The sequence below is a fragment of the uncultured Roseivirga sp. genome, from assembly GCF_963973945.1.
Lineage (GTDB): Bacteria > Bacteroidota > Bacteroidia > Cytophagales > Cyclobacteriaceae > Roseivirga.
The window spans coordinates 24,632-47,567 of the sequence record NZ_CAXBBV010000010.1 but is presented as its reverse complement, the minus strand read 5'-3'; the positions used below and the strand labels follow the sequence as shown (position 1 = coordinate 47,567).

Below are 22,936 nucleotides of genomic sequence, written 5' to 3'. Positions count from 1 at the left end.
CTCAACCTTACTTGTTTTGGATTTAGATCGATAAGAAAAAAAAATTCAACAACCCCCACAATGCTCATCTTTCCCTTCAAATTCAAAGGTGGCATGGTCGATGTGTTCTTCTTTAAGCAGGGATTTGGCCTTTGATTTTATGCTGGCCATTTCGTCCATAGAAATTTCTTTTTCAATGACAAGGTGTGCAGAAAGCACATTGTATTCTCCGTCCATCGACCATACATGGCAATCGTGAACACCCGTAATTTCAGGAATGGAAAGTAAGGTCTTGTGGATTTCCTCAATGTCCACCTCATTGGGTTTGGCCTGAAGAATAATGAGTGTACTCTTTTTAAGGTTTCGGAAAGCGTTATATATAATATAAACTGCAATGAGCAGCGAAAGAATTGGGTCGATAATGGGCAAATCCCAGAACATCATTACCAAGCTACCGATGAGCACCGCCACCCAGCCTAATACATCTTCTAACAGGTGTAACGAAATTACTTCTTCATTGATTGAAGAGCCTTTTCTAAGCTTCAACACAGCGGCTCCATTGACAATTACACCAAAAATGGCGAGATACATCATGCCTTTGGCGTCTACAGTTTCTGGAGCGAATAATGCTGGAATAGCTTTACTAAGAATAATGCCAGAACCCACCAATAGCACGACTGAGTTGATAATCGCACCCAACAGAGAAAAGCGTTTGTAGCCATAAGAGAATTTTTTATCACGGCCTTTTTGAGAAAGTTTTTGGAAGTACCATGAAAGCCCAATGCTGAGGCTATCGCCTAAATCGTGAAGGGCATCGGAAAGAATGGCCAAACTGCCGGTATAGATTCCGCCAACAATTTCGACAAGTGTAAAAAAGAGATTTAAAAAGAAGGCAACGCGTAAGTTACCTGTTCCATGATGATGGTGGTGATGTCCGTGATGATGATCGTGTGCCATGCCCCAAATGTATAAGACAAAACCGTGCAACAGGGCTTCAAGAAGGTTTTGGTTTATGAGACCATATTTATTGGGTCACTTTAAAAAATCTAAACTGAACCTGATCTTCGTTTTGTTGGTCTTTCACCCGAAAGAAAATTCCTTCGTTGCTGACAAATAAATTAAAATTGAAGGGCATGCCTAGTTCGATTTCATCTACGGGTAAATTATAATAGTGTAGTTCTTCTGTTTTTGTGTCCACTACGATTAAGGTTGCACCAAAAACATAGGGACTCGCTTTTTCTTCTCCTTCAATAAATTGTGGTTTAGTACCATGGTAGAGTACTCTATATATCAATCTACCATTGGGTGATAAGAGCATGTTTTTGTAATGGGCGGGCTGCTTAGGATTCTCAAAAGCACTCATTCCTCCTTCGAAGTATTCTATGATTCTCAAAGTTGCGTAATCAGAATAACTGGCAACTTCTATAGTTGGAACTCCAGCATAGATTGTTTTAATCAATTCACCGTCATTAAAAATATAGAGGCTATCAGAAATAGAAGTGCTACCGTAGAGGTAGTTTTTATAACTTCCGAAATACATCGTTATATTAAAAGCACCCTCCCGTCTTTTCTTAGCTTCCTCCTTTACTCTAAGCACCTCTTTATAGTCGTAGATTAATGTTTTAGTCTGAACAAATTTTTCAACAATCGAATCTTTTTCAAAATCATAAATTGAACGTTCATAATTTTTTCCTGTCCGATTGAAGAGATGGATGCTCATTTCTATTTTGCCATTCTCGAAATGTGAATCATGGTCAAACGAGTAGGTGGGTGCCCCCATTTGAATCATTGGTATTCCATTTCTTAATTTTGTGCCCTTGCTTTTCTTTGTAAGCACTTCTCCTTTACTGTTGATGAGATGGATGCCCATTGAGCCGTCAACAAAAATTGAATCTATGGTATGTATGAAGAATTTGTTGGCACTCTTTACTGCGTTAGGACCATCTTTTTCCATGCTAATCTTTTTGAAAAGATCATTAGTCTGATAATCATATAGGTAGATGGAGTGGGTAATTCGGTCGTAAAAAGTAATGTATTCCTTGTTATTGATGGTGGACAATTTGAGAGCTGTTAGAACTTCAAAATTGACCCCGTCTTCAAGGGCTAAGGTTTTAATGCCACCATCAGAAATGGTTAGGGTTTGAGTTGTGCTGCTTTCTATGGAATGCTCCTTTTCCTGTTGGCATGAAAATAGGATGAGAAAACAGGCCAATGAAAGTAGTATAGTATGACTTGATCTATTCATCTCATTTGTTTGAACTATTAATTTAGTTAAAATAAATTCAGACACAATCATTCCACGGAACTCTTAACCAAAGATTTCACTCTTAATTAATACACTGATCCCTGATTTCTATTTACTTACTGGCTCCTTCCTTAATCGCTTCTACCACTTCTGGATTGAGCAGGGTTGAAATATCTCCTAAGTTAGACCCATCCCCCGAGGCAATCTTTCTAAGGATTCTGCGCATAATCTTGCCCGAACGGGTTTTAGGCAAGCCCGGTACAATCTGGATTTTATCTGGTCTGGCAATTGGGCCAATGATTTTTGTAACCGTTTCTTTGATTTCATTGATCAGCCCTTCCTCAGATCGGCCTTCCATATCGCAAATTACATAAGCATAAATGCCTTGGCCTTTAATATCGTGCGGATAACCTACCACGGCAGATTCAATGACCTTTGGATGCTCGTTAATGGCGTTTTCAACTTCGGCTGTACCCATTCTGTGTCCAGAAACATTAATCACATCATCCACTCGGCCTAGAATTCTGTAATAACCGTCTTCATCTCTTTTCACGCCATCGCCAGTAAAGTAATGGTTAGGGAAAGTAGAGAAGTAAGTTTGCTTACATCGGTCGTGGTCGCCATAAGTGGTGCGAAGCATAGAAGGCCAAGGGAACTTGATGCAAAGATTTCCTTCTACTGAATTCCCTTTGAGCTCATTTCCTTCATTATCTAAAATCACTAATTGAACCCCTGGTAGTGGTAAAGTGGCATAGGCTGGTTTTGTTGGGGTAATTCCCGCCAAAGGCGAAACCATAATTCCACCAGTTTCTGTTTGCCACCAAGTGTCTACTATTGGGCATTTTCCTTTTCCTATGTGGTCGTGGTACCAATGCCAAGCCTCTTCGTTGATAGGTTCACCTACAGAACCCAATACTTTTAGTGAATCTAGTTTATAAGGAGCAATCGGTTCGGTGCCATAGGCTTGCAAAGCCCTAATGGCGGTAGGTGCAGTATAAAACTGATTGACTTGATGTTTGTCACAAATGGCCCAGAATCTTCCTGCATCTGGAAAAGTAGGCACACCTTCAAACATGATGGAAGTGGCGCCAGCCAATAACGGGCCATAAACGATATAAGAGTGGCCAGTGATCCAGCCGACATCGGCCGTGCACCAATACACATCGCCTTGGTTGTATTGAAATACATTTTGAAAGGAATAGGCGGTGTAGATCATATAGCCACCGCAAGTGTGTACAACACCTTTGGGCTGGCCTGTCGACCCAGACGTATAAAGGATGAAGAGCATGTCTTCCGAATCCATTTCTTCTGCTTTGTTTTCGAAAGAAAGGCCTTCAATGGCATCGTGCCACCAAATGTCACGGCCTTCAGTCATTTCAACCTGCTGCCTAGTTCTCTTTAAGTTAATTACGGTTTCAACAGAAGTGCACTTTTCCAGGGCCTCATCTACTACATCTTTTACAGGAATCTGCTTGTTGCCTCGGAAGTTTCCATCCGATGTAATTACTATTTTTGCTTGGCAGTCATTAATGCGGTCGCTTAGTGCATTGGCTGAAAAACCTGCAAACACAATGGAGTGAATAGCACCAACACGCGCACAAGCCAACATGGCAATAGCTGCTTCTGGCACCATGGGCATGTAAATAATAACGCGGTCGCCTTTACCAACTCCTTTGGCTTTAATGGCATTGGAAAACTGGCATACCTTGGCGTGAAGTTCTTTATAGGTAAGTGTGATGTGTTCTTCATTGGGATCGTTCGGTTCCCAAATAATGGCTGCTTGGTCACCACGGGTATATAAGTGACGGTCTAAAATGTTCTCGGTAATGTTCAGCTTTCCATTAACAAACCATTTTACGTCTGGTGTTTCAAAATTCCAGTCCACAACCTTATCCCATTTTTTCCTCCAGTGGAAGGAATCGGCAATTCTAGACCAAAAAGATTCTGGGTCTTGAACACTTTTTTGATACTCATATATGTAACCGCTAAGGCTGTGAATTCTGTCGCTCATGATTGCTGAATTTATAGCCCATTTTAAGCATTTATGCGCTTAACTGAAAGAGGTTTTGTCGATCAATTGTTTTTGAGGGCTGTTAAATGAAAATTGATTAAAGAAAACATTTCGAACTTAATTAAAGCTCATCGCCATTTCATTTGAAGCTCAATATATGGATTTATTGAGCTCTAAATGCAGGAAATTTGAGCTGTAAAACATCCACTAATTTAAAATAGAGCTCAATGGTTGTTGCTTTATAGCTCAATTTTGTAGAGTTTTGAGCTTTAAATTTGTGTTAACTGAGCTGCAAATTGATGAAAGCATTGGATGACAAAAGTATTGACGTACTGAATTTTGTTAAGGAGCATCCTTCCTTATCATCAAAAGAAATACATGATGGCTTAACCACAACGCTGAGTTATGCCACCACTAAGCGCGTTTTATCTAAACTCGTTACCGAGCAGCTGATTAAAACTGTTGGAATAGGAAGAGGTCGAAAATATAATTTAGACCCAGCGTATGAATTATTCTACCCTATAGATGTAAACCATTATTTTGAAAAGGAAATAGATGAAAGAGACATAAAAGGCTCATTCAATTTAGCATTGATTACAAATATACTCGACAGCGTAAAACTATTCTCGAAGGAAGAATTGGAGTATTTGGAGCGTCTCCATATTGATTACAAAAATAAAGTTGCAGAACTTACTGATGCGGAATATTCAAAGGAACTTGAGAGGCTTGCGATTGATTTAAGTTGGAAGTCTTCTCAAATTGAGGGAAACACATACTCTTTATTGGAGACGGAACTTTTAATTAAGGAAAAACAAACAGCCAAGGGAAAGGGAAAAGACGAAGCAACAATGTTGCTGAACCACAAATACGCTTTAGATTTTATAATAGATCACCCTGATTACTTAGAGCTATTGACAATAGCTCGGATTGAAGATATCCATAGTTTGTTGGTTAAAGATTTGGGTATTGATAAAAATGTTAGATTAAGACGTGTGGGAATTTCAGGAACCAATTATACTCCACTTGACAATGAGCACCAAATTAAGGAAGCTTTGCAAAGCATGTGCGACTTAATCAATCAACGTGAAAATGTTTTTGAAAAGACTTTGCTTCTACTAGTACTAATATCCTACATACAGCCATTTGGTGATGGTAATAAAAGGACAGCACGAATAGTGAGTAACGCAATGCTTATTTATCATGGTTATTGCCCACTTTCTTTTAGAACTATTGATTCAATTGCTTATAAGGAAGCCATGTTGATTTTCTATGAGAGAAATAATATTACTGCATTTAAAGACATCTTCATCAATCAGTTTGCATTTGCGGTTAAGACCTACTTTTAAAATAAGTTGAGTTAAAGTTAAATAATCAACATCATGTCAGAAAAAATATATCGGTTCGAAGCTGTCATCCAAAATGGAGGAGAGAAATGGCCAGAAGCAGCCTGTGTTTCACTTCCTTTTAGTGTGGAAGAAGAATTTGGAACTAAAGGCCAAGTGAAGGTGAAGGCTACTTTTGATGGAGAGCCATACCGCGGCTCAATAGCCAATATGGGTACGGGTCATATTTTGATTTTAAGAAATGATATTAGGGCTGCTATTGGAAAAAGTCATGGAGATACAGTAACTGTTACTGTCCAAAAAGATACTGAAGAAAGATTGGTAGAAGTGCCTGATGTATTAAAGGCAGAGTTTAAGATTCACCCTAAAGCCGAAGCTTTTTACAATTCGCTCTCATATACCAATCGTAAAGAATACGCTAGATGGATTGACACAGCCAAGCGTGAAGAAACTAAAGCCAAACGTTTACAAAAGACGATTGAAATGCTCTTGAGTGGAGTGAAGCATCCTTAATTTAAATCATCAACTGCGCCAAAACCGCTGCGCCTGCCCCTAGTAAAGAGACCGAAAATCTTTTCCAATCGAGCTTATGATGAGGGTCGCTTTCAATAAAAATAGTAGTTGAAATTTGAAGAAAACTACCCGCAACTACAGCGAAGAATATGATAAGATATTTTTCGGGCAATAGATTGGAATGACTAAAATACTCTGAAGTAATTAAGCCCAAAGGAGAGCTGATAGCAAAGATGAACAATAGGCCAAATGCCTTGTACTTGTTTTTAAGTTGAGCTACCAATAATGCCATAAGCGCCAATGAGGCGGGTATTTTGTGCATTACAATGCCTAGTAATATTTTAGGAGAACTACCATGACTATATACCGAATCAGGAGTATGGTTAGAATGCAACGAATCGGTTAGAATAGAGCCTTCTAAAAAGGAATGTAGGACAAGAGCAATCAATAAATAAGAGACAGGTACTTTCGTGTGAACATGGATATGACCATGTTCTACCCCGCTAGAAAAGTTTTCTAATATTTTCTGAATAAAGAATCCTACTAAGATATACAGCCCAAGATTGAATGGATCCTCTCCACTCATAAATAAATCTGGGATGAGGTGGATTACGGTAACGGAAAATAAGTACGCTCCAGCAAAAACAAGGAAATAGCGAATTCTGGTTTCGCTAAAAGTTGCATTACCTAAAATGAACAGACCCGGAACAAGGGCGCAGAGTAATAAAATAGTGACGTTTATGAACAAGCCTAAAAATTGTTAATGCAACAACATTGCAAATATGATAAAGAAAATTGAATTTCCATTTAAATAGTTCCCTCAGTCTATCTACTTATTGTTCGTTTGCCGTTTTTCCTTTTAATCCAGCAGAAATATAGGTTTGGGTGTTCCCATCTTGGTCGGTGTAAATAAAGTAGGCTTCCAAACTTGGGTTACTTTCTATCATTGCTTTTGCCTTATCTAAACCCATTGCCATTGAGGCGGTAGCATAAGCATCGGCATACATGCAAGTGGAGGCGACTACTGTAGCGCTTAAAAGAGTAATCATTTTCGGATAGCCCGTTTTTGGGTCAATAGTATGGGCTACTTTTTTTCCATCTATAATTTTATAATTACGGTAGTTGCCAGAGGTAGCCATTCCATGGTCTTCCAATTGAATAGCATCGAAAACGCCACCAACGCGATTTTCATCAGGGATTTCAATTCCAATGGTCCAAGTTTCGCCAGCATCATTTTTGCCTTTTGCTCGTACTTCACCACCAATTTCAACCATGAAGTTTTGGATGTCTTGTGTCATTAAATATTCTGCAACCACATCTATGGCTTGGCCTTTTGCAATAGCCGAAAAATTGAGTTTCAATTCTGGAATAGTTTTAAAAACTTCTTTTTTTGTAAACTGTACTTTTCCAAAGCCCACATACTTCAAAACAGAATCTACCTGACCACTGTCTAACGTAACACTTTTACCATCTCCAAAGCCCCAAGCGTCTACCAATGGACCGACAGTTGGATCGAAATAACCTCCAGATTCTTTATAAACTTCTTGGCTAGCAATAAGCACTTCTGAAAAGTAGGGAAAGTTAAAAGTCGCTTTTCCTTCTTTATTAAAGATTGAAATTTCAGAATCGGGGATGTAAGTAGAAAGTGACTGATTGAAGTCGACTAAAAGTGAATCAATTTCCTTTTTAAAATCCCTAAGGCCTTCATCAATGTACTTTATGTTGTAAGCAATAACGCCCATGGTGGTGCCCTGAACGAACATCATTTTTGGTTTTTGACTCTCGCGGTATTTCCAAACCACAAAAATTGCAATTACTAACACGAGTAGGTATATTCTAGACCTTTGATTTTTGTCCATTGTCTCAAAATTTGAGCAAAGATAATGAGCGCTTTTCCTTGATGTAAGGTTAAACAGTAAAAGATTGATTAAGTGAAAAAAACTAACTGCTATCTTAGCAAAAAGATTGGTGAATGCGCGAAGACTATTTAAATGCTGAAGATGATAATCTCGACCCTGAAGAAAAGGATATTGAGAGGGCACTGAGGCCGTTGAGTTTTGAAGACTTTACGGGGCAGCACAAAATTGTTGAGAACTTAAAAATATTCGTTTTGGCAGCCAAGGGGCGGTCAGAGCCTTTGGACCATGTGCTGTTACATGGCCCTCCTGGCTTGGGTAAAACTACCCTTTCTCACATTATTGCCAATGAACTTAAGTCGGAGTTAAAGATTACTTCTGGCCCTGTACTCGATAAACCGGGAGATTTGGCTGGTTTACTGACCAACTTGGAGCACGGTGATGTACTCTTTATCGATGAAATCCACAGACTGAACCCTATTGTGGAGGAGTATCTGTATTCTGCTATGGAAGATTATCGCATTGATATTATGCTTGACTCGGGACCAAATGCGCGTTCGGTTCAAATTTCATTAGAGCCATTTACTTTAATCGGAGCCACCACAAGGTCGGGTTTATTGACATCGCCATTACGTGCGCGGTTTGGTATCAATGCCAGATTGGAATATTACGATGCTAAATTATTAACCACCATCGTTCAACGATCAGCCGAAATTTTGAATACGCCAATTGATGATGACGCAGCCTACGAAATTGCTCGAAGGAGTAGAGGAACCCCGCGTATTGCCAACAACCTTTTACGCAGAACAAGAGACTTTGCTCAAATCAAAGGAACAGGAACGATTACCAAAGCCATAAGTGAAATGGCATTAAACGCTTTGGATGTAGATTCACATGGTTTGGACGAAATGGATAATCGTATTTTGCTCACAATTATTGAGAAATTCAAAGGCGGGCCAGTGGGGATTTCAACCATTGCCACGGCAGTGGGCGAAGAGGCCGAAACCATAGAAGAAGTTTATGAACCCTTCTTAATTCAAGAAGGCTACCTTAAACGTACCTCCCGTGGTCGCGAAGCAACAGAATTGGCTTATAAACATTTAAACCTTAAACCCCTTGGTGGGCAAACGGGTAGTTTGTTTGATGCTTAGTTAGGGTTTATGTTGCCTTAACAACACACCCCTAGCCGCTCTCAAGAGGAGAATGGTTTTGAGGTATATCAAATATTTCAGCCCTAAAGCGGAATGCTTTTTATACGGAAAGATAAATTGTTAACCTAACAAAGTATTCCCTCCTCGAGGAGGGCAAGGGAGGTGACTGTAACACTAGAAATAGAAGCTGATTTTAAGAAATTGAGGATTTAAACTAATTGCAAAACATCACCACAAATACCACCATCGTCAAACAAACAGCCCAAAAGCTAGGCTTTGATTTCTGTGGTATTTCCAAGGCAGAGTTTTTGGCGGAAGAAGCCCCACGTTTAGAGGCTTGGCTTAAGAAAGGTAATCATGGTGAAATGCGCTATATGGAAAACCATTTCGATAAGCGCTTAGACCCTAGTAAGTTGGTGCCGGGTGCTAAGTCTGTAGTTTCGTTACTCTATAATTATTATCCAGAAAAAGATTTGGCCGAAGAACACCCCGACCATTTAAAACTGGCCAAATACGCTTATGGTGAAGATTACCACTTTGTAATTAAAGATCGACTCAAAACCTTCATGTCGATTTTAAAGGAAGAAATTGGTGATGTAGAAGGGCGTGTGTTTGTAGATTCGGCTCCAGTAATGGAACGCCAATGGGCGGCTAAAAGTGGTTTAGGCTGGTTAGGGAAAAACACCTTGTTGATTAATAAAGGGCAGGGCAGTTACTTCTTTTTAGCCGAACTGATTATTGATTTAGAGCTTGAGCCCGATGGCCCAATTAAGGATTATTGTGGAACCTGCACCCGGTGTATAGACGCTTGCCCGACAGACGCGATTACCCCTTATGAAGTAGACGCAAACAAGTGTATTTCTTATTTAACCATTGAATTGAAAGATCAAATTCCCGATAGCTTTCAAGGTAAAATGGATAATTGGGTTTTCGGCTGCGACATTTGCCAAGAGGTCTGTCCGTGGAATAGGTTCTCAAAACCTCATTCAGAGCCTACCTTTCATCCCAAAAATGAGCTGTTAGAATTATTTAACAATAATTGGCAAGATTTAACAGAGGAGGTTTTTCGGTCAGTTTTTAAGGGTTCAGCAGTAAAAAGAACCAAGCTAGAAGGGTTAAAAAGGAATATAAAAATGGCAAAAAAATAGCCCATTGCTAAGGCTGCAACGGGCGGTGTGATTAAATAATTTTATCTAGCGAGTAAAAACTGTTCTTCGAGAACATTTCCGTATAAGTGCCCAAATTTTGAATAGCACCACCGTTTTAATTCTTCTAATTCATCTCCGATAACAGAGTGAATAGCCTTTCTCAACTCTTTTTCAAACAGCTTCTTGTCGAAGCTCACCTTCGCGAGGATAGTTTTGAAATATTCCAACATGTCAAGATCGTTTAATTGGTTATGAATCTATTGTGCCTTTCGCACGTAGTTACGAACGAAGCGATGAAGATTTAGTTACCCCAAAAATTTAAATTATCTTTAAATCCTCTTCGTTTGAGGAGAAGCGAATATAATAAATTGACATGAGAATTACCAGTTCAAAATTCATTCTTGTCGCCTGTCTAATTTGTTTCGGGCTCGTGGCAAAGGCACAATCAACTAATATTGAATTAGGGCCAGACGAAGTGGGACTCAATCAGCTTTTTACTATTAAAGTAACTGTACTCAATGGTAAGCTGAAATCCTATACCGACTTTCCAAATATTGATGGTTTTGCAAAAAGAGGAACCTCTTCAAGTAGCAGTACCAATATTATTAATGGACAAGTAAGCTCTTCTCAAAGTATCATTCAGCGTTATCTTCCTTTAGAAGAAGGGACATACCAATTGGAAGATTTTACTATAGATGTAAATGGAGAAGCGGTTTCTTCAAAGGGGAAGAAAATAAAAATTACTCCTCCAGTAGACACAAGAAGAAACAGTAATAGAACACCTTACGGCCACAGCCCTTTCAGTAATTTGTTTGGAGAAGATAAAGATCCAGAATTTGTGGATGTTAAAGAGGATGCATTTTTGGCCTTAACAACGGATAAGGACGAAGTGTATCTAGGAGAAGGTTTTACCGCTACGTTCGCTTTCTACGTGGCTGACGACAATAGAGCACCACTACAGTTTAATGACGCTGGAACTCAATTGTCGGAAGTACTGAAAACACTCCGTCCTACCAATAGCTGGGAAGAGAATTTTAATATTGAGAATATTATTGGGGAGAGAGTTAATATTGGTGGAAAGGGTTATATGCAGTATAAGATTTATAGAGCCACTTATTTCCCGCTCAACCTTGAGCCTATCGTTTTCCCATCTGTGCCTTTTGAAATGATAAAGTATCAGGTGGCCAAGTCGCCTTCGTTTTTTGGGCGAGATAGGAAGGAAGATTTCAAAACATTTTATTCTAAGGAGAAAACAGTGAAAGTGAAGGCTTTGCCACCTCACCCGCTTAAAGATGCAGTGGCTGTTGGAGATTTCTTCCTAGATGAAAAAATGAGTAAGAAATCGCTCGAAACTGGCGGTAGCTTTGAGTATACCTTTGGGATTTATGGGGAAGGAAATATAGCTGGAATTAGCGCCCCGAAAATTCCGGATAATAAAGCCATTGAATTCTACCCTCCAGATGTGAGTCAAGATATCAATCGTAACAATAGCAAAGTATCTGGGTCAAAGAAATTTAATTATTATGGTCTGCCAAACGAACCCGGTCAATACAATATGGGAGACTATTTCAGTTGGGTATATTTCAATCCGAAAACTGCAAAGTATGATACCCTTAAATCTGAAGTTAAGTTTGAAGTAACGGGCGAAAGCAAAAAGAACATTTCAATTTCATCAGTTGATTTGGGTTCGTTTTATGATTCAATTGAAGACAAATCGAACAATTTGGAAAGTTTGACCGAAGATAAAACAATGCAAGTACTGGCTAATATTTTAATATTGGCTATGTTCGCGGGCGCTGGTTTTATCTACTTTAAAAAATAAATGGGAAACAGTTTCGGTAATCTTTTCAGAATCCATACCTACGGAGAATCTCACGGAAAGGCATTGGGTGTAATCATTGATGGCTGCCCTGCAGGCTTGCCTATTGATGAGGCATTTATTCAGTCAGAACTGGACAGACGGAAGCCTGGTCAGTCAAAAATTACAACACAACGCAAAGAAGCAGACGAGTTTGAAATCGTCTCAGGTGTTTTCGAAGGAAAGTCTACAGGAACACCCATCAGTATTATCATCAGAAATCAAGATCAGAAGAGTAAGGATTATTCTCACATAGCAGACAAGTATCGTCCATCGCATGCCGATTATACTTTTCAAACAAAGTACGGCATCCGCGATTATAGAGGAGGAGGCAGAAGCTCTGCCAGAGAAACTGTAGCCCGTGTTGCTGCAGGAGCAATTGCCAAGCTTTTCCTCAGAAACCATAACATTTCTTTCCTTGCCTATGTGTCCCAAGTTGGCCATCTAAAACTTGATAAAGACTATACCCAGCTCGATCTAACAAGAATAGAAGATAACATACTTCGTTGCCCAGATGCTGAAATGGCAGAGCAAATGATCGAGCTAATTGACCAAACACGTAAAAACCGTGATACCATTGGTGGAATTGTTACTGGGGTGATTCAGGGTGTTCCAGCGGGGTTAGGCGAGCCAGTTTTTGATAAACTTCATGCCGAAATTGGCAAGGCAATGCTGTCTATTAATGCTGTAAAAGGCTTTGAATATGGAAGTGGTTTTGATGGTGTAAAACTGAATGGTTCAGAGCATAACGATGTGTTCTATACAGACAATAACACGGTGAAAACCAGAACCAATTACTCTGGAGGCATACAAGGAGGCATATCGAACGGGCAGGATATTTACTTCAATGTGGCCTTTAAACCAGTAGCCACAATCATGATGGATCAAGAAAGCATTAATGAAGCTGGTGATGAAGTTACTGTAGAAGGTAAAGGTCGTCATGATCCATGTGTTGTGTCACGCGCTGTACCTATTGTTGAAGCAATGGCCGCTTTGGTAATTGCCGATTATTTGCTAATTAGCGAGACTAATCGAATTTAGACTATCTCCCTTTTTATATGAAAAAGCTTCCTCTTCATGTCAAAATAATGATCGGGCTTTTGGCTGGTGTTATTTGGGCATTTATATCAAGTGCATTAGGCTGGAATGAATTTACTACTAATTGGATCGATCCATTTGGACAGATCTTTATTAGAATGTTGAAATACATAGCTGTACCTTTGGTGTTATTCTCAATCATTGGTGGCATTTCTGGCCTAAAAGATATGTCCAAGCTAGGTCGAATGGGAGGTAAAACGCTATCCTTCTATTTGGTGACTACTGTTTTTGCAGTCGGCATTGGCCTTGTGTTGGTAAATGTGATTAGACCTGGCGACTTTATCGATGAAGAGCAAAGAATTAAAAATCGTTTACAATACGAAGAATGGGTTTCGGCCACCGATGGCGTAGAAATTCTAGACGGAAAACATTTTTTAGAAGACCCTAAGTACAATGGGCTTGATTTCCGAAAGGAAATGACCGAAGCCGAAAAGAAACTGGTAGAGGAAAAGAGAGCCACTGCTGAAGAAAAAAAGGATGAAGGACCATTATCGTTTTTAGTTGATATGGTGCCAGAGAATATTATCTCTTCCCTTTCCAATGATAAACTGATGCTTCAAGTCATCTTCTTTGCTATCTTCTTTGGGGTCTGTTTGGCGCTTGTTCCAGATGAAAAATCGGAAGGTTTAAAGAGCTTTGTAGACGCTACAAATGAAGTGTTCCTTAAAATGGTGGACATGATAATGAAGTCAGCGCCATTCTTTGTATTCGCTTTGCTAGCAGGTGTAATTTCTAAAATGGCCGACACACCCGGTGAAGTGCTCGAAATCTTTAAAGGGCTTGCATCATATTCCGTTACCCTAGTAGCCGGCTTGTTGTTCTTGATTTTTATATTTTACCCACTTATTGTTAAGAGCTTTGTTAAAAGCCTTACGTATAAAAAATTCTTTCAGAAGATCAGCCCAGCTCAATTTTTAGCTTTCTCCACCAGTTCAAGTGCAGCAACTCTGCCTGTAACAATGGAATGTGTTGAAGATAATCTAGGTGTGTCTAAAAACGTTTCAAGCTTTGTTTTACCTATTGGCGCAACAGTAAACATGGATGGAACTAGCTTGTACCAAGCTGTAGCCGTAGTGTTTATGGCGCAAATGCATATGGTGGACTTATCCATTACACAACAACTTACAATTGTGCTTACAGCTACTTTGGCTTCTATTGGTTCAGCAGCAGTTCCAAGTGCAGGAATCGTTATGATGGTGGTGGTACTTCAATCAGTTGGCTTAAACCCAGCTTGGATTGCCATTATTTTTCCAGTAGATAGACCACTAGATATGTTAAGAACAGTGGTTAATGTAACGGGAGATGCTACGGTAGCTACCCTAGTTGCAAAATCAGAGAACGAATTAAAGGAAGACTGAGAAACTTTTCGATTACCTTTGTAGTTCAAAAGGACTAGACAGTTAAATATGAAAGCGGTAAACATATACATGGAAGCCAACCCTAACCCAAATTCAATGAAGTTTGTGGTGAACTTCATGCTTTTGCAAGAGGGAGTGAGTTTCGATTATCCTAATATTGAATCAGCTAAAGAGTCTCCTTTGGCGCAAGAATTATTTCAAATTCCGAATGTAGAAAGAGTGTTCTACATGAGTAACTTCATTACAGTAACTAAATCTGAATCTGTGGAATGGCCAGAGATTCAGAACGAAGTAAAAAATGTAATTAAGCCTTATTTAGAAAATGATAAGCCTTTAATTCTTCAAGAATTGGACAAAGATCCATTATTCGATGAAAATGATTCTGAAGTAGTAAAACAAATCAAAGGTATTTTGGATGAGTACATTCGTCCTGCTGTTGAACAAGATGGTGGGGCTATTGGCTTTGCCTCGTTTAATGATGGAGTGGTGAAGGTAAATCTTCAAGGCTCTTGCAGTGGCTGCCCAGCTTCAGCGGTTACCTTAAAATCTGGTATTGAAAACTTGCTGAAGAGAATGCTTCCTAACGATGTAAGAGAAGTGGTTGCAGAAGGCGTTTAAAAGAATTAAACATATTGAACTTATATTTAAGGTGATTCGAAGGGGTCACCTTTTTATTTGAGCGTTACTTAGATTTGGAAACTCTGTTTAATGAATAGCATGAAAACAAACATAAAGAAAATTGCAGTGCTCACTTCCGGGGGCGATGCACCTGGGATGAATGCTGCAGTTAGGGCAGTTGTTAGGTCTAGCGTCTACTATAACCTCGATGTATATGGAGTTTATAAAGGCTATGATGGCCTTATCAATGGAGATATAGAACAGCTTCAAGTACGTTCAGTGTCCAATATCCTAAGTAGAGGAGGAACGTTTTTGTTATCTGCCAGAAGTGAAGAATTCAGAACAAAAGAAGGGAGATCAAAGGCTTATGAAAATTTCAAGTCCAATGGTCTAGATGCTTTAGTAGTTATTGGTGGTGACGGTTCGTTTACTGGAGCTGATGTTTTTAGTCAAGAGTATGACGTACCTGTTTTAGGAATTCCTGGTACTATTGACAATGACTTAGTAGGAACAGATTTTACTATTGGATATGATACGGCATGCAATACTGCAACAGAAGCCATTGATAAAATAAGAGACACTGCCTCTTCTCACGAAAGGCTTTTCTTCGTAGAGGTAATGGGCAGAGACGCTGGATTTATTGCGGTTAATTCAGGAATAAGTGGAGGTGCTGTTGCCATGTTGCTGCCAGAGCATAATTGGGGGATCGATGATTTGATCAAGAGGCTCCAAAGAGGAGCGTCTAACCAGAAGGTCTCCAATATTGTAATCGTGGCAGAAGGCTGTAAGTTGGGTTCTGCTTATGATATAGCTGCCAAAGTAAAAGCTCAGCTAGACTACTTTGATATTCGTGTGACGGTTTTAGGGCATTTACAGCGCGGTGGTTCTCCTACTACCTCCGATAGAGTTCTTGCTAGCAGATTAGGTGTAGCAGCTGTAGAGGGCTTACTAAATGGGCAATCGAATGTTATGGTCGGGGTGGTGAATAATAAAATAGTATACACTCCTATTAGCGAGGCTGTGAAAACCATTAAGGGAATTGATGCTGAAGAATTTCGAATCGCTAAAATACTTTCTATCTAATCAAGAAGAGGTTGACAATTCTCCGAGAAGGGCACAAAAAAAGCTCAGCATATGCTGAGCTTTTTGAAGTAGTCCGTAGGGGAATCGAACCCCTGTTGCTGAGATGAAAACCCAGTGTCCTAACCCCTAGACGAACGGACCCTTAATAGTGCAGAGGAGGAGGGATTCGAACCCCCGGTACCTCGCGGTACAACGGTTTTCAAGACCGCCGCATTCGACCACTCTGCCACTCCTCTGTGTGTGATCTCCCGTTTGGGACTGCAAAGATAGTGGTAATTTTATTTTTGCAAATAGCCTAGGCAAAATTATTTGTCATTTGCTTCTCGAATTTCCATTTTGGCCTTGTCAATCGCGGCATTCATCTCAAAACCAACCAGTAAGATTAGTGAAATAATAAACAGCCAGAGCATTAAAACCAGCAATGCTCCAATGGAACCATATAGCTTATTATAATTGCCAAAATTGTTGACATAATATGAGAAGCCAAATGAAGAAACAATAATGGCCAATGTTGAGAAAACCGACCCTATACTTAGGAAATGCCACTTTTCGTGAATAGCAGGGGCTAAATAGTAGATAGAAGAAATAGCGATTTGGAAAATAATATAGAGGAAAACAAACCTCAAAATAAAGACTAAATCAACAGAAATATTATCATTAATGATGGATCTGATTTCTGAATCACGGATCATTTGTTGACCTACAATTAGCAGTGCAATGGAGATAATAAAAGATAACGCCAAGATGAAAATTAATACGGTAGCAATAAATCTTACCGATAAAAAGCTTCTTGTTTCATTGGTTTTATAGCATGCATTGAAGGCTCCCATCAATGAAGCCATACCATTTGTAGATAGAATCAATGTTAGAATAAAACCAAAAGAAAGAAGACCTCCGCGCTGTTTACCAATAATGTCATGAATGGTTGTTTCTGCCGCGCTGTATAAATTTGATGGCAGTATGTCCTTCAAAAATCCGATAATCTCATTATTCGTAAGCTCAGGGAAGAAGGTTTGTATATAAGGCGTTAAGGTAAAAAGAAAAATAATTGCTGGAAAAATGGCCATTGTGAAACTGAAAGCTACCCCGTTGGCGCGGTCTAGAATTTCATCATTAGACATTTTTCGAATAAAGATGAGGATGGCATCATAAAGGCCAATTTTGTCTTTCCCCAACTTAATCTTCTGGAGAAAGGCTACCAGTTTCAGGTAGTACTTGTTTTCAAATACAAATTTTAGAATCCTATTTTTCATCAAAATAAGGTTCTAATGCTTGAATCAATTCTCTTGGTGCTTTAGTAAGTTTGTTAGATTCCATATTTACGAACACTAAAGAAGTCATGCCTTCATTGATGAGCTCGTTCTGCTCGTTTCTTATTTCGTAATTGAATCGCATTCTTACCTTGGGCATTTCTGGTATTGTTACCTGAATAGTTAGCAGTTGGTCATATTTGGCTGGGCTGTGGTACTTACTATAGTTTTCATGAACGGGCATCATAATTCCCGCTTTTTCCAATTCAACATAACTGAAGCCAATCTGTTTCAACGCTTCAACCCTAGCCACTTCGTAGTACATAGCATAGTTACCATAATAGACATAAGCCATTTGGTCGGTTTCGGCATATCTTACCCTGATTTGGGTGGACGCAATGTACATTATCTGAATATTCTTCTTTCGTTCAGTGCTTTTTGGAACAAGGCTGCATTCTTATTGTGTTGCACCAATGTTTTTGCAAACCTGTGATACCCAGAAAAATCTTCTTTGGCACACATATAAATATAATCATGCTTTTCGTAATTCAGCACTGCATCTATGGAAGAGATGGTTGGTAAGTTGATTGGCCCTGGAGGCAAGCCTCTATTTAGATAAGTATTGTACGGGCTTTGAACTCGTTTGTGCTCATTCAATACCCTTTGAATTGTGAAGTCGCCTAGAGCAAATACCAAAGTTGGATCAGCTTGAAGCGCAATGTTTTTTTCAAGGCGGTTGAGGTAAAGCCCTGCAATTGTTGGTCGTTCATCATTTTTAATACTCTCTGCCTGAACAATAGAGGCTAAAACGGAAACTTGAACTGGGGTTAAATCAAGCGCACTGGCTTTTGCTATTCGGTCAGTAGTCCAGAATTTTTTATGTTCCTCTGCCATTTTAGCAAACAGCTCTTTGGCCTTAATAGTCCAGTACACTTCATAGGTGTTGGGTAGAAACAGCGTCATTACATTATCAGAGTTTACACCATACTCTTCTAAAAAGGCATCGTCATTTAAAAGTGCTTCAAACTCGGCTGACTCAATTCCTGTGTTATTTGTAATTTTTTCGGCCAGTTCAGATTTCAACCTTACATTATTGAAAGTAATTCTAACAGGCATTTGGTTGCCAGATCTAAGCATTCTTACTGCTTCAATATTAGACATGCCAGATTTCATGAAATAAACACCAGGTTTTACCAATTCCTGATAACCCAGAGTTTTAGATACAAAACTGAATGATATGGGGTCGTTGATGATGTTGGCATCGTAGAATTTATTTCTAACCTCATCAAACCCATCGCCATATTCAATGGTTATAGGTCTGTCGGTCTGGTCAATAAGAATATTGGCACCGTAGAACATTTGGTAGAAATAAAAACTAAAGGAGGTGAGTAGTACGGAAAACACCACCATTGCTAATAGGAAAATCTTTCTTTTCTTCATTGGGTTACAAAAATAGGGTTTTTGTCCTAACTTCGATTCGTTAAATTTAGACTAATGCAAGCCGAGCTAATAAGACTTTACCCAGAAAACCCAGAACTGGAAAAAATCGATTATATCGTGTCGGTTTTGAGAGATGGGGGAGTAATCATCTATCCAACCGATACGGTATATGGTATTGGCTGCGATTTTTCTAATACTAAAGCGGTAGACCGTGTCTGTAAAATAAAAAATGTAAAGCCACAAAACCTTTCTTTCATTTGTTACGACTTGAGTGAAATCTCTGAATATGTAAAGCAGCTCAGCACTCCTGTTTTTAAAGTAATGAAAAAGGTACTCCCTGGCCCGTACACCTTCATTTTAAATTCTAATAGCAGTGTGCCGAAAATTCTGAATGCAAAAAAGAAAACGGTGGGTATTAGAGTGCCGAACAATAGTATTCCTCGCCTTTTAGTAAAAGAGCTAGGCAGGCCGATTATTACTTCTTCAATTCAAGGGGAAGATGATGTAATTGAATATTCAACCGACCCTAGTCTTATTTTTGAGAAGTACGAACACCTTGTAGATATTGTAATTGATGGAGGTTACGGAGGTAATGTGCCTTCAACCGTAATTGATTGCTCTAATGATCAATTTGAGATTGTGAGGCAAGGTTTAGGTCAGATTGACGATTTAATCTAGATGAGTAAAATTCTAATCGAGTTACAATACTTGCCTTCTATTGCTTATTTCTCTGCCATTTATAGTGTAGACGAAATTCATATTGCTAGTAAGGGAAGATTTGAAAAAAGAACTTATTTAAATCGGAGTACCATTTTAACCGCCAATGGTCCGCTTGATATGTCGGTGCCAGTGTTTGGCGCGAATAAAAGAATCCCAGTTCAGGAAGTTAAAATAGATTACCACGAGAAATGGATGAATAATCACTGGAGAGCCATTCAGTCGGCCTATGGTAAATCCCCCTTTTTCGATTTTTACTCAGAAGAATTTAAGACCATTCTGTATTCAGAGGCAAGCCATTTGTTTGATCTCAATAAATCTTTACTGACAATGTGTCTCAAGTTTTTGCAAATTGACAAACCTGTGTTTTGGGCAGAAAGCTATGAGAATATGGATAAACCTGATTTAATAGACATGAGAGGTGTTATTCATCCTCGAAAGCCTATTTCAGAACTACAGTGGTTTGCGCCAAAACCTTATCAACAGATATTTGGCAGTAACTTTGTTTCTAATCTGAGCATCTTAGATCTTTTGTTTTGTACAGGCCCAGAAGCCTTAGAGGTTTTAAAGAGGTCAGTTGTTAGTTCATTGAACAAATAATCTTTTGATTACGTTTTGTGGTAGATCGTAAATAGAAAATACTATATTGATCTATCCTATAATTATTAGAACAAGCCATTCAGAAAGGAATAAATGGAAGCTAAATTTTCGAATAGAGTAAAAGAAGTCATTTCGTTGAGCCGTGAGGAGGCGCTCCGTTTGGGTCACGATTACATTGGCACTGAGCACCTTCTGTTGGGGATGATCAGAGAAGGAGAAGGAATTGCAGTAAGTATCTTAAAAAAATTAGGTACTTCGCTTGAAGAGTTACGCGAAGCGGTAGAGCGTGCTACTAAAGGTACGGCCAATCATAATGTCAAAAATTTGGCAAACATTCCGCTTACCCGTCAGTCAGAGAAAGTGTTAAAAATCACTTACTTAGAAGCTAAAATCTTTAAGAGCCAATTGATTGGCACAGAGCATTTGTTGCTTTCTATTTTAAGAGACGAGGACAATATCGCTACACAAATCTTAGAGAAATTTGACGTGAATTATGAAGTAGTGAAGGAAATGCTTGAATATCAGACAGACAGTGATACGCCTTTGGCATCGTCTGACACAGACGACTCTGATGATGATTCTTCAAAAATGTTTGGTGGTGGATCAGGAGCTTCTTCTGATAAGCCGGGGCAGAAAGGTGCCGAAAAGTCACGCACTCCAGTGCTCGATAACTTTGGCCGTGACTTGACCAAATATGCGGAAGAAGATAAACTAGACCCGATTGTGGGCAGAGAGAAAGAAATTGAGCGAGTAGCTCAAATTTTGAGTAGAAGAAAAAAGAACAATCCAATTCTTATTGGAGAGCCCGGTGTTGGTAAATCTGCCATTGCCGAAGGTTTGGCTTTAAGAATTATTCAGAAGAAGGTGTCGAGAATACTATTCAATAAAAGAGTAGTAACCCTTGATTTGGCATCTCTTGTTGCTGGAACCAAATACAGAGGCCAGTTTGAAGAGCGAATGAAAGCCGTAATGAACGAGCTTGAGAAATCTCCTGAAGTGATTTTGTTCATTGATGAGTTGCATACTATTGTTGGCGCAGGTGGAGCTTCGGGTTCGCTTGATGCTTCTAATATGTTTAAGCCAGCCTTGGCCCGTGGCGAAATTCAATGCATTGGAGCGACTACTTTGGATGAGTATCGTCAATATATCGAGAAAGATGGTGCGCTAGCAAGGCGTTTTCAGCAAGTAATGGTTGACCCAACTACGGTTGAAGAAACTGCTATGATTCTTGAAAATATCAAAGAAAAGTATGAAGAACACCACCATGTAAATTATACTCCAGAGGCTATTAAGGCATGTGTAGCACTTTCTGATCGTTACATTTCTGATCGTTTTCTGCCAGACAAGGCCATAGACGTTTTGGATGAGGCAGGTGCGAGAGTACACATTAACAATATCCATGTGCCAGATGACATTGTTAGCTTAGAGGCTGCCATTGAGGATATTAAGAAAGAGAAAAATCGAGTAGTTAAAAGTCAGAAGTACGAAGAGGCTGCTCAATTAAGAGATAAAGAAAAAAAACTCATCGACCAGTTGGATAGAGCCAAAGCCAAATGGGAAGATGAAAGTAAAGCGAAACGCTATACCGTTGATGAAGAAAATGTAGCCGAAGTTATTGCTATGATGACGGGTATTCCTACAAAACGAATTGCACAAAAAGAGCAGTCGAAATTGGTAGGAATGGGCGAGCAATTGAAACAACGAGTGATTGGTCAGGATGAGGCAATTGCCAAACTGACTAAAGCGATTCAGCGTACCAGAGTTGGACTAAAAGACCCAGGAAAGCCAATAGGAACCTTCGTTTTCTTAGGCCCAACGGGTGTTGGTAAAACAGAATTGGCAAAAGAGCTTTCAACTTACTTATTCGACAAAGAAGATTCTTTGGTAAGAATAGATATGAGTGAGTACATGGAAAAATTCTCGGTGTCTCGCTTGGTAGGAGCGCCTCCGGGCTATGTGGGTTATGAAGAAGGCGGTCAACTTACTGAGAAAGTAAGAAGAAAGCCTTACTCTGTGGTGTTGCTCGATGAAATTGAAAAAGCGCATCCAGATGTTTTCAATATTCTATTACAAGTATTGGATGACGGTATTCTTACCGATGGTTTAGGCCGAAGAGTGGATTTCAGAAATACCATCATTATTATGACTTCGAATATCGGGGTGCGTGACTTGAAGGATTTCGGATCTGGGATTGGCTTTAGCACTCAGTCGAGAAAGGAAAACGAGGATGCTGTAATGAAAGACACCATTCAGCGTGCGTTGAAAAAGACATTCAGCCCTGAGTTTTTGAACCGATTGGATGATGTGATTATTTTCAATTCTTTAGGAAGAGAAGACATTCACAAGATCATCGACATTACTCTCGCTAAATTGTTCGCTCGTGTTGAAGATATGGGCTACAAAATTGAGTTAACTGAAAAAGCTAAGGACTTCTTGGCCGATAAAGGTTTTGATCCTCAGTTTGGTGCCAGGCCTTTGAATAGAGCTATTCAGAAGTATTTGGAAGATCAGATTGCCGAAGAAATTCTGAAAGGAAGCGTAAATGAAGGAGAAACACTTATGGCCGACTATAGCGGAGAAGGTGAAGCTTTGACTTTAAAAACAAAGAAGAAAAAAGCGAGTAAAAAGAAAGAAGAAGGGCCTAAGGAATAAATAGGTATTCTACTCT

The 22,936-nt window shown here is 39.3% G+C and carries 21 protein-coding genes and 2 tRNA genes; 12 read left to right on the top strand and 11 right to left on the bottom strand.

Annotated features, from left to right (window positions below):
- Positions 1 to 45: 45 nt before the first annotated feature.
- The 3 genes from AAC026_RS15380 to acs form a co-directional block, all read right to left on the bottom strand.
- Positions 46 to 936 carry a cation diffusion facilitator family transporter gene (locus tag AAC026_RS15380; RefSeq protein WP_339608677.1) on the bottom strand — a complete coding sequence of 297 codons (891 nt, stop codon included), beginning with the start codon at positions 934 to 936 and terminating at the stop codon, positions 46 to 48.
- A gap of 67 nt (positions 937 to 1,003) precedes the next feature.
- A complete protein-coding gene (locus tag AAC026_RS15375; RefSeq protein ID WP_339699808.1) occupies positions 1,004 to 2,224 on the bottom strand; it encodes a DUF4221 family protein in 1,221 nt (406 codons plus the stop codon).
- Positions 2,225 to 2,336: 112 nt separating this feature from the next.
- The gene (gene acs, locus AAC026_RS15370; protein ID WP_339699805.1) at positions 2,337 to 4,235 is read right to left on the bottom strand and encodes an acetate--CoA ligase; all 1,899 of its coding nucleotides are present in this window, start codon (positions 4,233 to 4,235) and stop codon (positions 2,337 to 2,339) included.
- A gap of 299 nt (positions 4,236 to 4,534) precedes the next feature.
- Here acs and AAC026_RS15365 point away from each other — a divergent pair, with 299 nt between their 5' ends.
- Positions 4,535 to 5,581, top strand: a complete 1,047-nt coding sequence (locus AAC026_RS15365) for a Fic family protein (RefSeq protein WP_339699803.1) — start codon at positions 4,535 to 4,537, stop codon at positions 5,579 to 5,581.
- Positions 5,582 to 5,614: 33 nt separating this feature from the next.
- Positions 5,615 to 6,091, top strand: a complete 477-nt coding sequence (locus tag AAC026_RS15360) for a YdeI/OmpD-associated family protein (protein ID WP_339699801.1) — start codon at positions 5,615 to 5,617, stop codon at positions 6,089 to 6,091.
- A 1-nt stretch (position 6,092) separates the two neighbouring features.
- On the opposite strand, the gene AAC026_RS15355 is transcribed toward AAC026_RS15360, so the two are convergent.
- Both AAC026_RS15355 and AAC026_RS15350 read right to left on the bottom strand, forming a co-directional pair.
- Positions 6,093 to 6,839 carry a ZIP family metal transporter gene (locus AAC026_RS15355; protein ID WP_339699799.1) on the bottom strand — a complete coding sequence of 249 codons (747 nt, stop codon included), beginning with the start codon at positions 6,837 to 6,839 and terminating at the stop codon, positions 6,093 to 6,095.
- Positions 6,840 to 6,924: 85 nt separating this feature from the next.
- Positions 6,925 to 7,950, bottom strand: a complete 1,026-nt coding sequence (locus tag AAC026_RS15350) for an FAD:protein FMN transferase (protein ID WP_339699797.1) — start codon at positions 7,948 to 7,950, stop codon at positions 6,925 to 6,927.
- A gap of 113 nt (positions 7,951 to 8,063) precedes the next feature.
- Here AAC026_RS15350 and ruvB point away from each other — a divergent pair, with 113 nt between their 5' ends.
- The gene (gene ruvB / locus AAC026_RS15345) at positions 8,064 to 9,098 is read left to right on the top strand and encodes a Holliday junction branch migration DNA helicase RuvB (RefSeq protein ID WP_339699795.1); all 1,035 of its coding nucleotides are present in this window, start codon (positions 8,064 to 8,066) and stop codon (positions 9,096 to 9,098) included.
- A gap of 218 nt (positions 9,099 to 9,316) precedes the next feature.
- The gene (gene queG / locus AAC026_RS15340; RefSeq protein ID WP_339699792.1) at positions 9,317 to 10,246 is read left to right on the top strand and encodes a tRNA epoxyqueuosine(34) reductase QueG; all 930 of its coding nucleotides are present in this window, start codon (positions 9,317 to 9,319) and stop codon (positions 10,244 to 10,246) included.
- 41 nt (positions 10,247 to 10,287) lie between these two features.
- Here the strand turns inward: queG and AAC026_RS15335 are convergent, their stop codons facing one another.
- Entirely contained in the window at positions 10,288 to 10,476 is a 189-nt protein-coding gene (locus AAC026_RS15335) for a hypothetical protein (RefSeq protein WP_339699789.1), read from the bottom strand.
- 143 nt (positions 10,477 to 10,619) lie between these two features.
- Here AAC026_RS15335 and AAC026_RS15330 point away from each other — a divergent pair, with 143 nt between their 5' ends.
- The 5 genes from AAC026_RS15330 to pfkA all read left to right on the top strand — a co-directional run bounded on the left by AAC026_RS15330 (position 10,620) and on the right by pfkA (position 16,261).
- Positions 10,620 to 12,068, top strand: a complete 1,449-nt coding sequence (locus tag AAC026_RS15330) for a BatD family protein (RefSeq protein ID WP_339699786.1) — start codon at positions 10,620 to 10,622, stop codon at positions 12,066 to 12,068.
- The gene (aroC, locus tag AAC026_RS15325; protein ID WP_339699783.1) at positions 12,069 to 13,145 is read left to right on the top strand and encodes a chorismate synthase; all 1,077 of its coding nucleotides are present in this window, start codon (positions 12,069 to 12,071) and stop codon (positions 13,143 to 13,145) included.
- A gap of 17 nt (positions 13,146 to 13,162) precedes the next feature.
- On the top strand, positions 13,163 to 14,560 hold the full coding sequence (locus tag AAC026_RS15320) for a dicarboxylate/amino acid:cation symporter (RefSeq protein WP_339699780.1): 1,398 nt from the start codon (positions 13,163 to 13,165) through the stop codon (positions 14,558 to 14,560).
- Positions 14,561 to 14,608: 48 nt separating this feature from the next.
- Positions 14,609 to 15,178: a NifU family protein gene (locus AAC026_RS15315; protein WP_339699777.1), complete on the top strand. Its 570-nt coding sequence runs from the start codon at positions 14,609 to 14,611 to the stop codon at positions 15,176 to 15,178.
- A gap of 90 nt (positions 15,179 to 15,268) precedes the next feature.
- Positions 15,269 to 16,261: a 6-phosphofructokinase gene (pfkA, locus tag AAC026_RS15310; protein ID WP_339699774.1), complete on the top strand. Its 993-nt coding sequence runs from the start codon at positions 15,269 to 15,271 to the stop codon at positions 16,259 to 16,261.
- A gap of 69 nt (positions 16,262 to 16,330) precedes the next feature.
- Here the strand turns inward: pfkA and AAC026_RS15305 are convergent.
- From AAC026_RS15305 to mltG, 5 genes are all read right to left on the bottom strand, one after another.
- A tRNA-Glu gene (locus AAC026_RS15305) sits at positions 16,331 to 16,402 on the bottom strand.
- Between the two features lie 10 nt (positions 16,403 to 16,412).
- A tRNA-Ser gene (locus tag AAC026_RS15300) sits at positions 16,413 to 16,497 on the bottom strand.
- Between the two features lie 69 nt (positions 16,498 to 16,566).
- Positions 16,567 to 17,514, bottom strand: a complete 948-nt coding sequence (locus AAC026_RS15295) for a YihY/virulence factor BrkB family protein (protein ID WP_339607428.1) — start codon at positions 17,512 to 17,514, stop codon at positions 16,567 to 16,569.
- Entirely contained in the window at positions 17,504 to 17,917 is a 414-nt protein-coding gene (locus AAC026_RS15290; protein WP_339699771.1) for a thioesterase family protein, read from the bottom strand. Before AAC026_RS15290 ends, AAC026_RS15295 begins: the two co-directional genes overlap by 11 nt.
- Entirely contained in the window at positions 17,917 to 18,951 is a 1,035-nt protein-coding gene (gene mltG, locus AAC026_RS15285; protein ID WP_339699768.1) for an endolytic transglycosylase MltG, read from the bottom strand. The genes AAC026_RS15290 and mltG overlap by 1 nt, the downstream gene beginning before the upstream one ends.
- Positions 18,952 to 19,005: 54 nt before the next feature.
- Here mltG and AAC026_RS15280 point away from each other — a divergent pair, with 54 nt between their 5' ends.
- The 3 genes from AAC026_RS15280 (at position 19,006) to AAC026_RS15270 (ending at position 22,920) form a co-directional block, all read left to right on the top strand.
- Entirely contained in the window at positions 19,006 to 19,629 is a 624-nt protein-coding gene (locus AAC026_RS15280) for an L-threonylcarbamoyladenylate synthase (protein WP_339607431.1), read from the top strand.
- On the top strand, positions 19,630 to 20,268 hold the full coding sequence (locus AAC026_RS15275; protein WP_339699765.1) for a WbqC family protein: 639 nt from the start codon (positions 19,630 to 19,632) through the stop codon (positions 20,266 to 20,268).
- A gap of 93 nt (positions 20,269 to 20,361) precedes the next feature.
- Positions 20,362 to 22,920: an ATP-dependent Clp protease ATP-binding subunit gene (locus AAC026_RS15270; RefSeq protein WP_339699762.1), complete on the top strand. Its 2,559-nt coding sequence runs from the start codon at positions 20,362 to 20,364 to the stop codon at positions 22,918 to 22,920.
- The last annotated feature ends 16 nt before the right edge of the window (positions 22,921 to 22,936 follow it).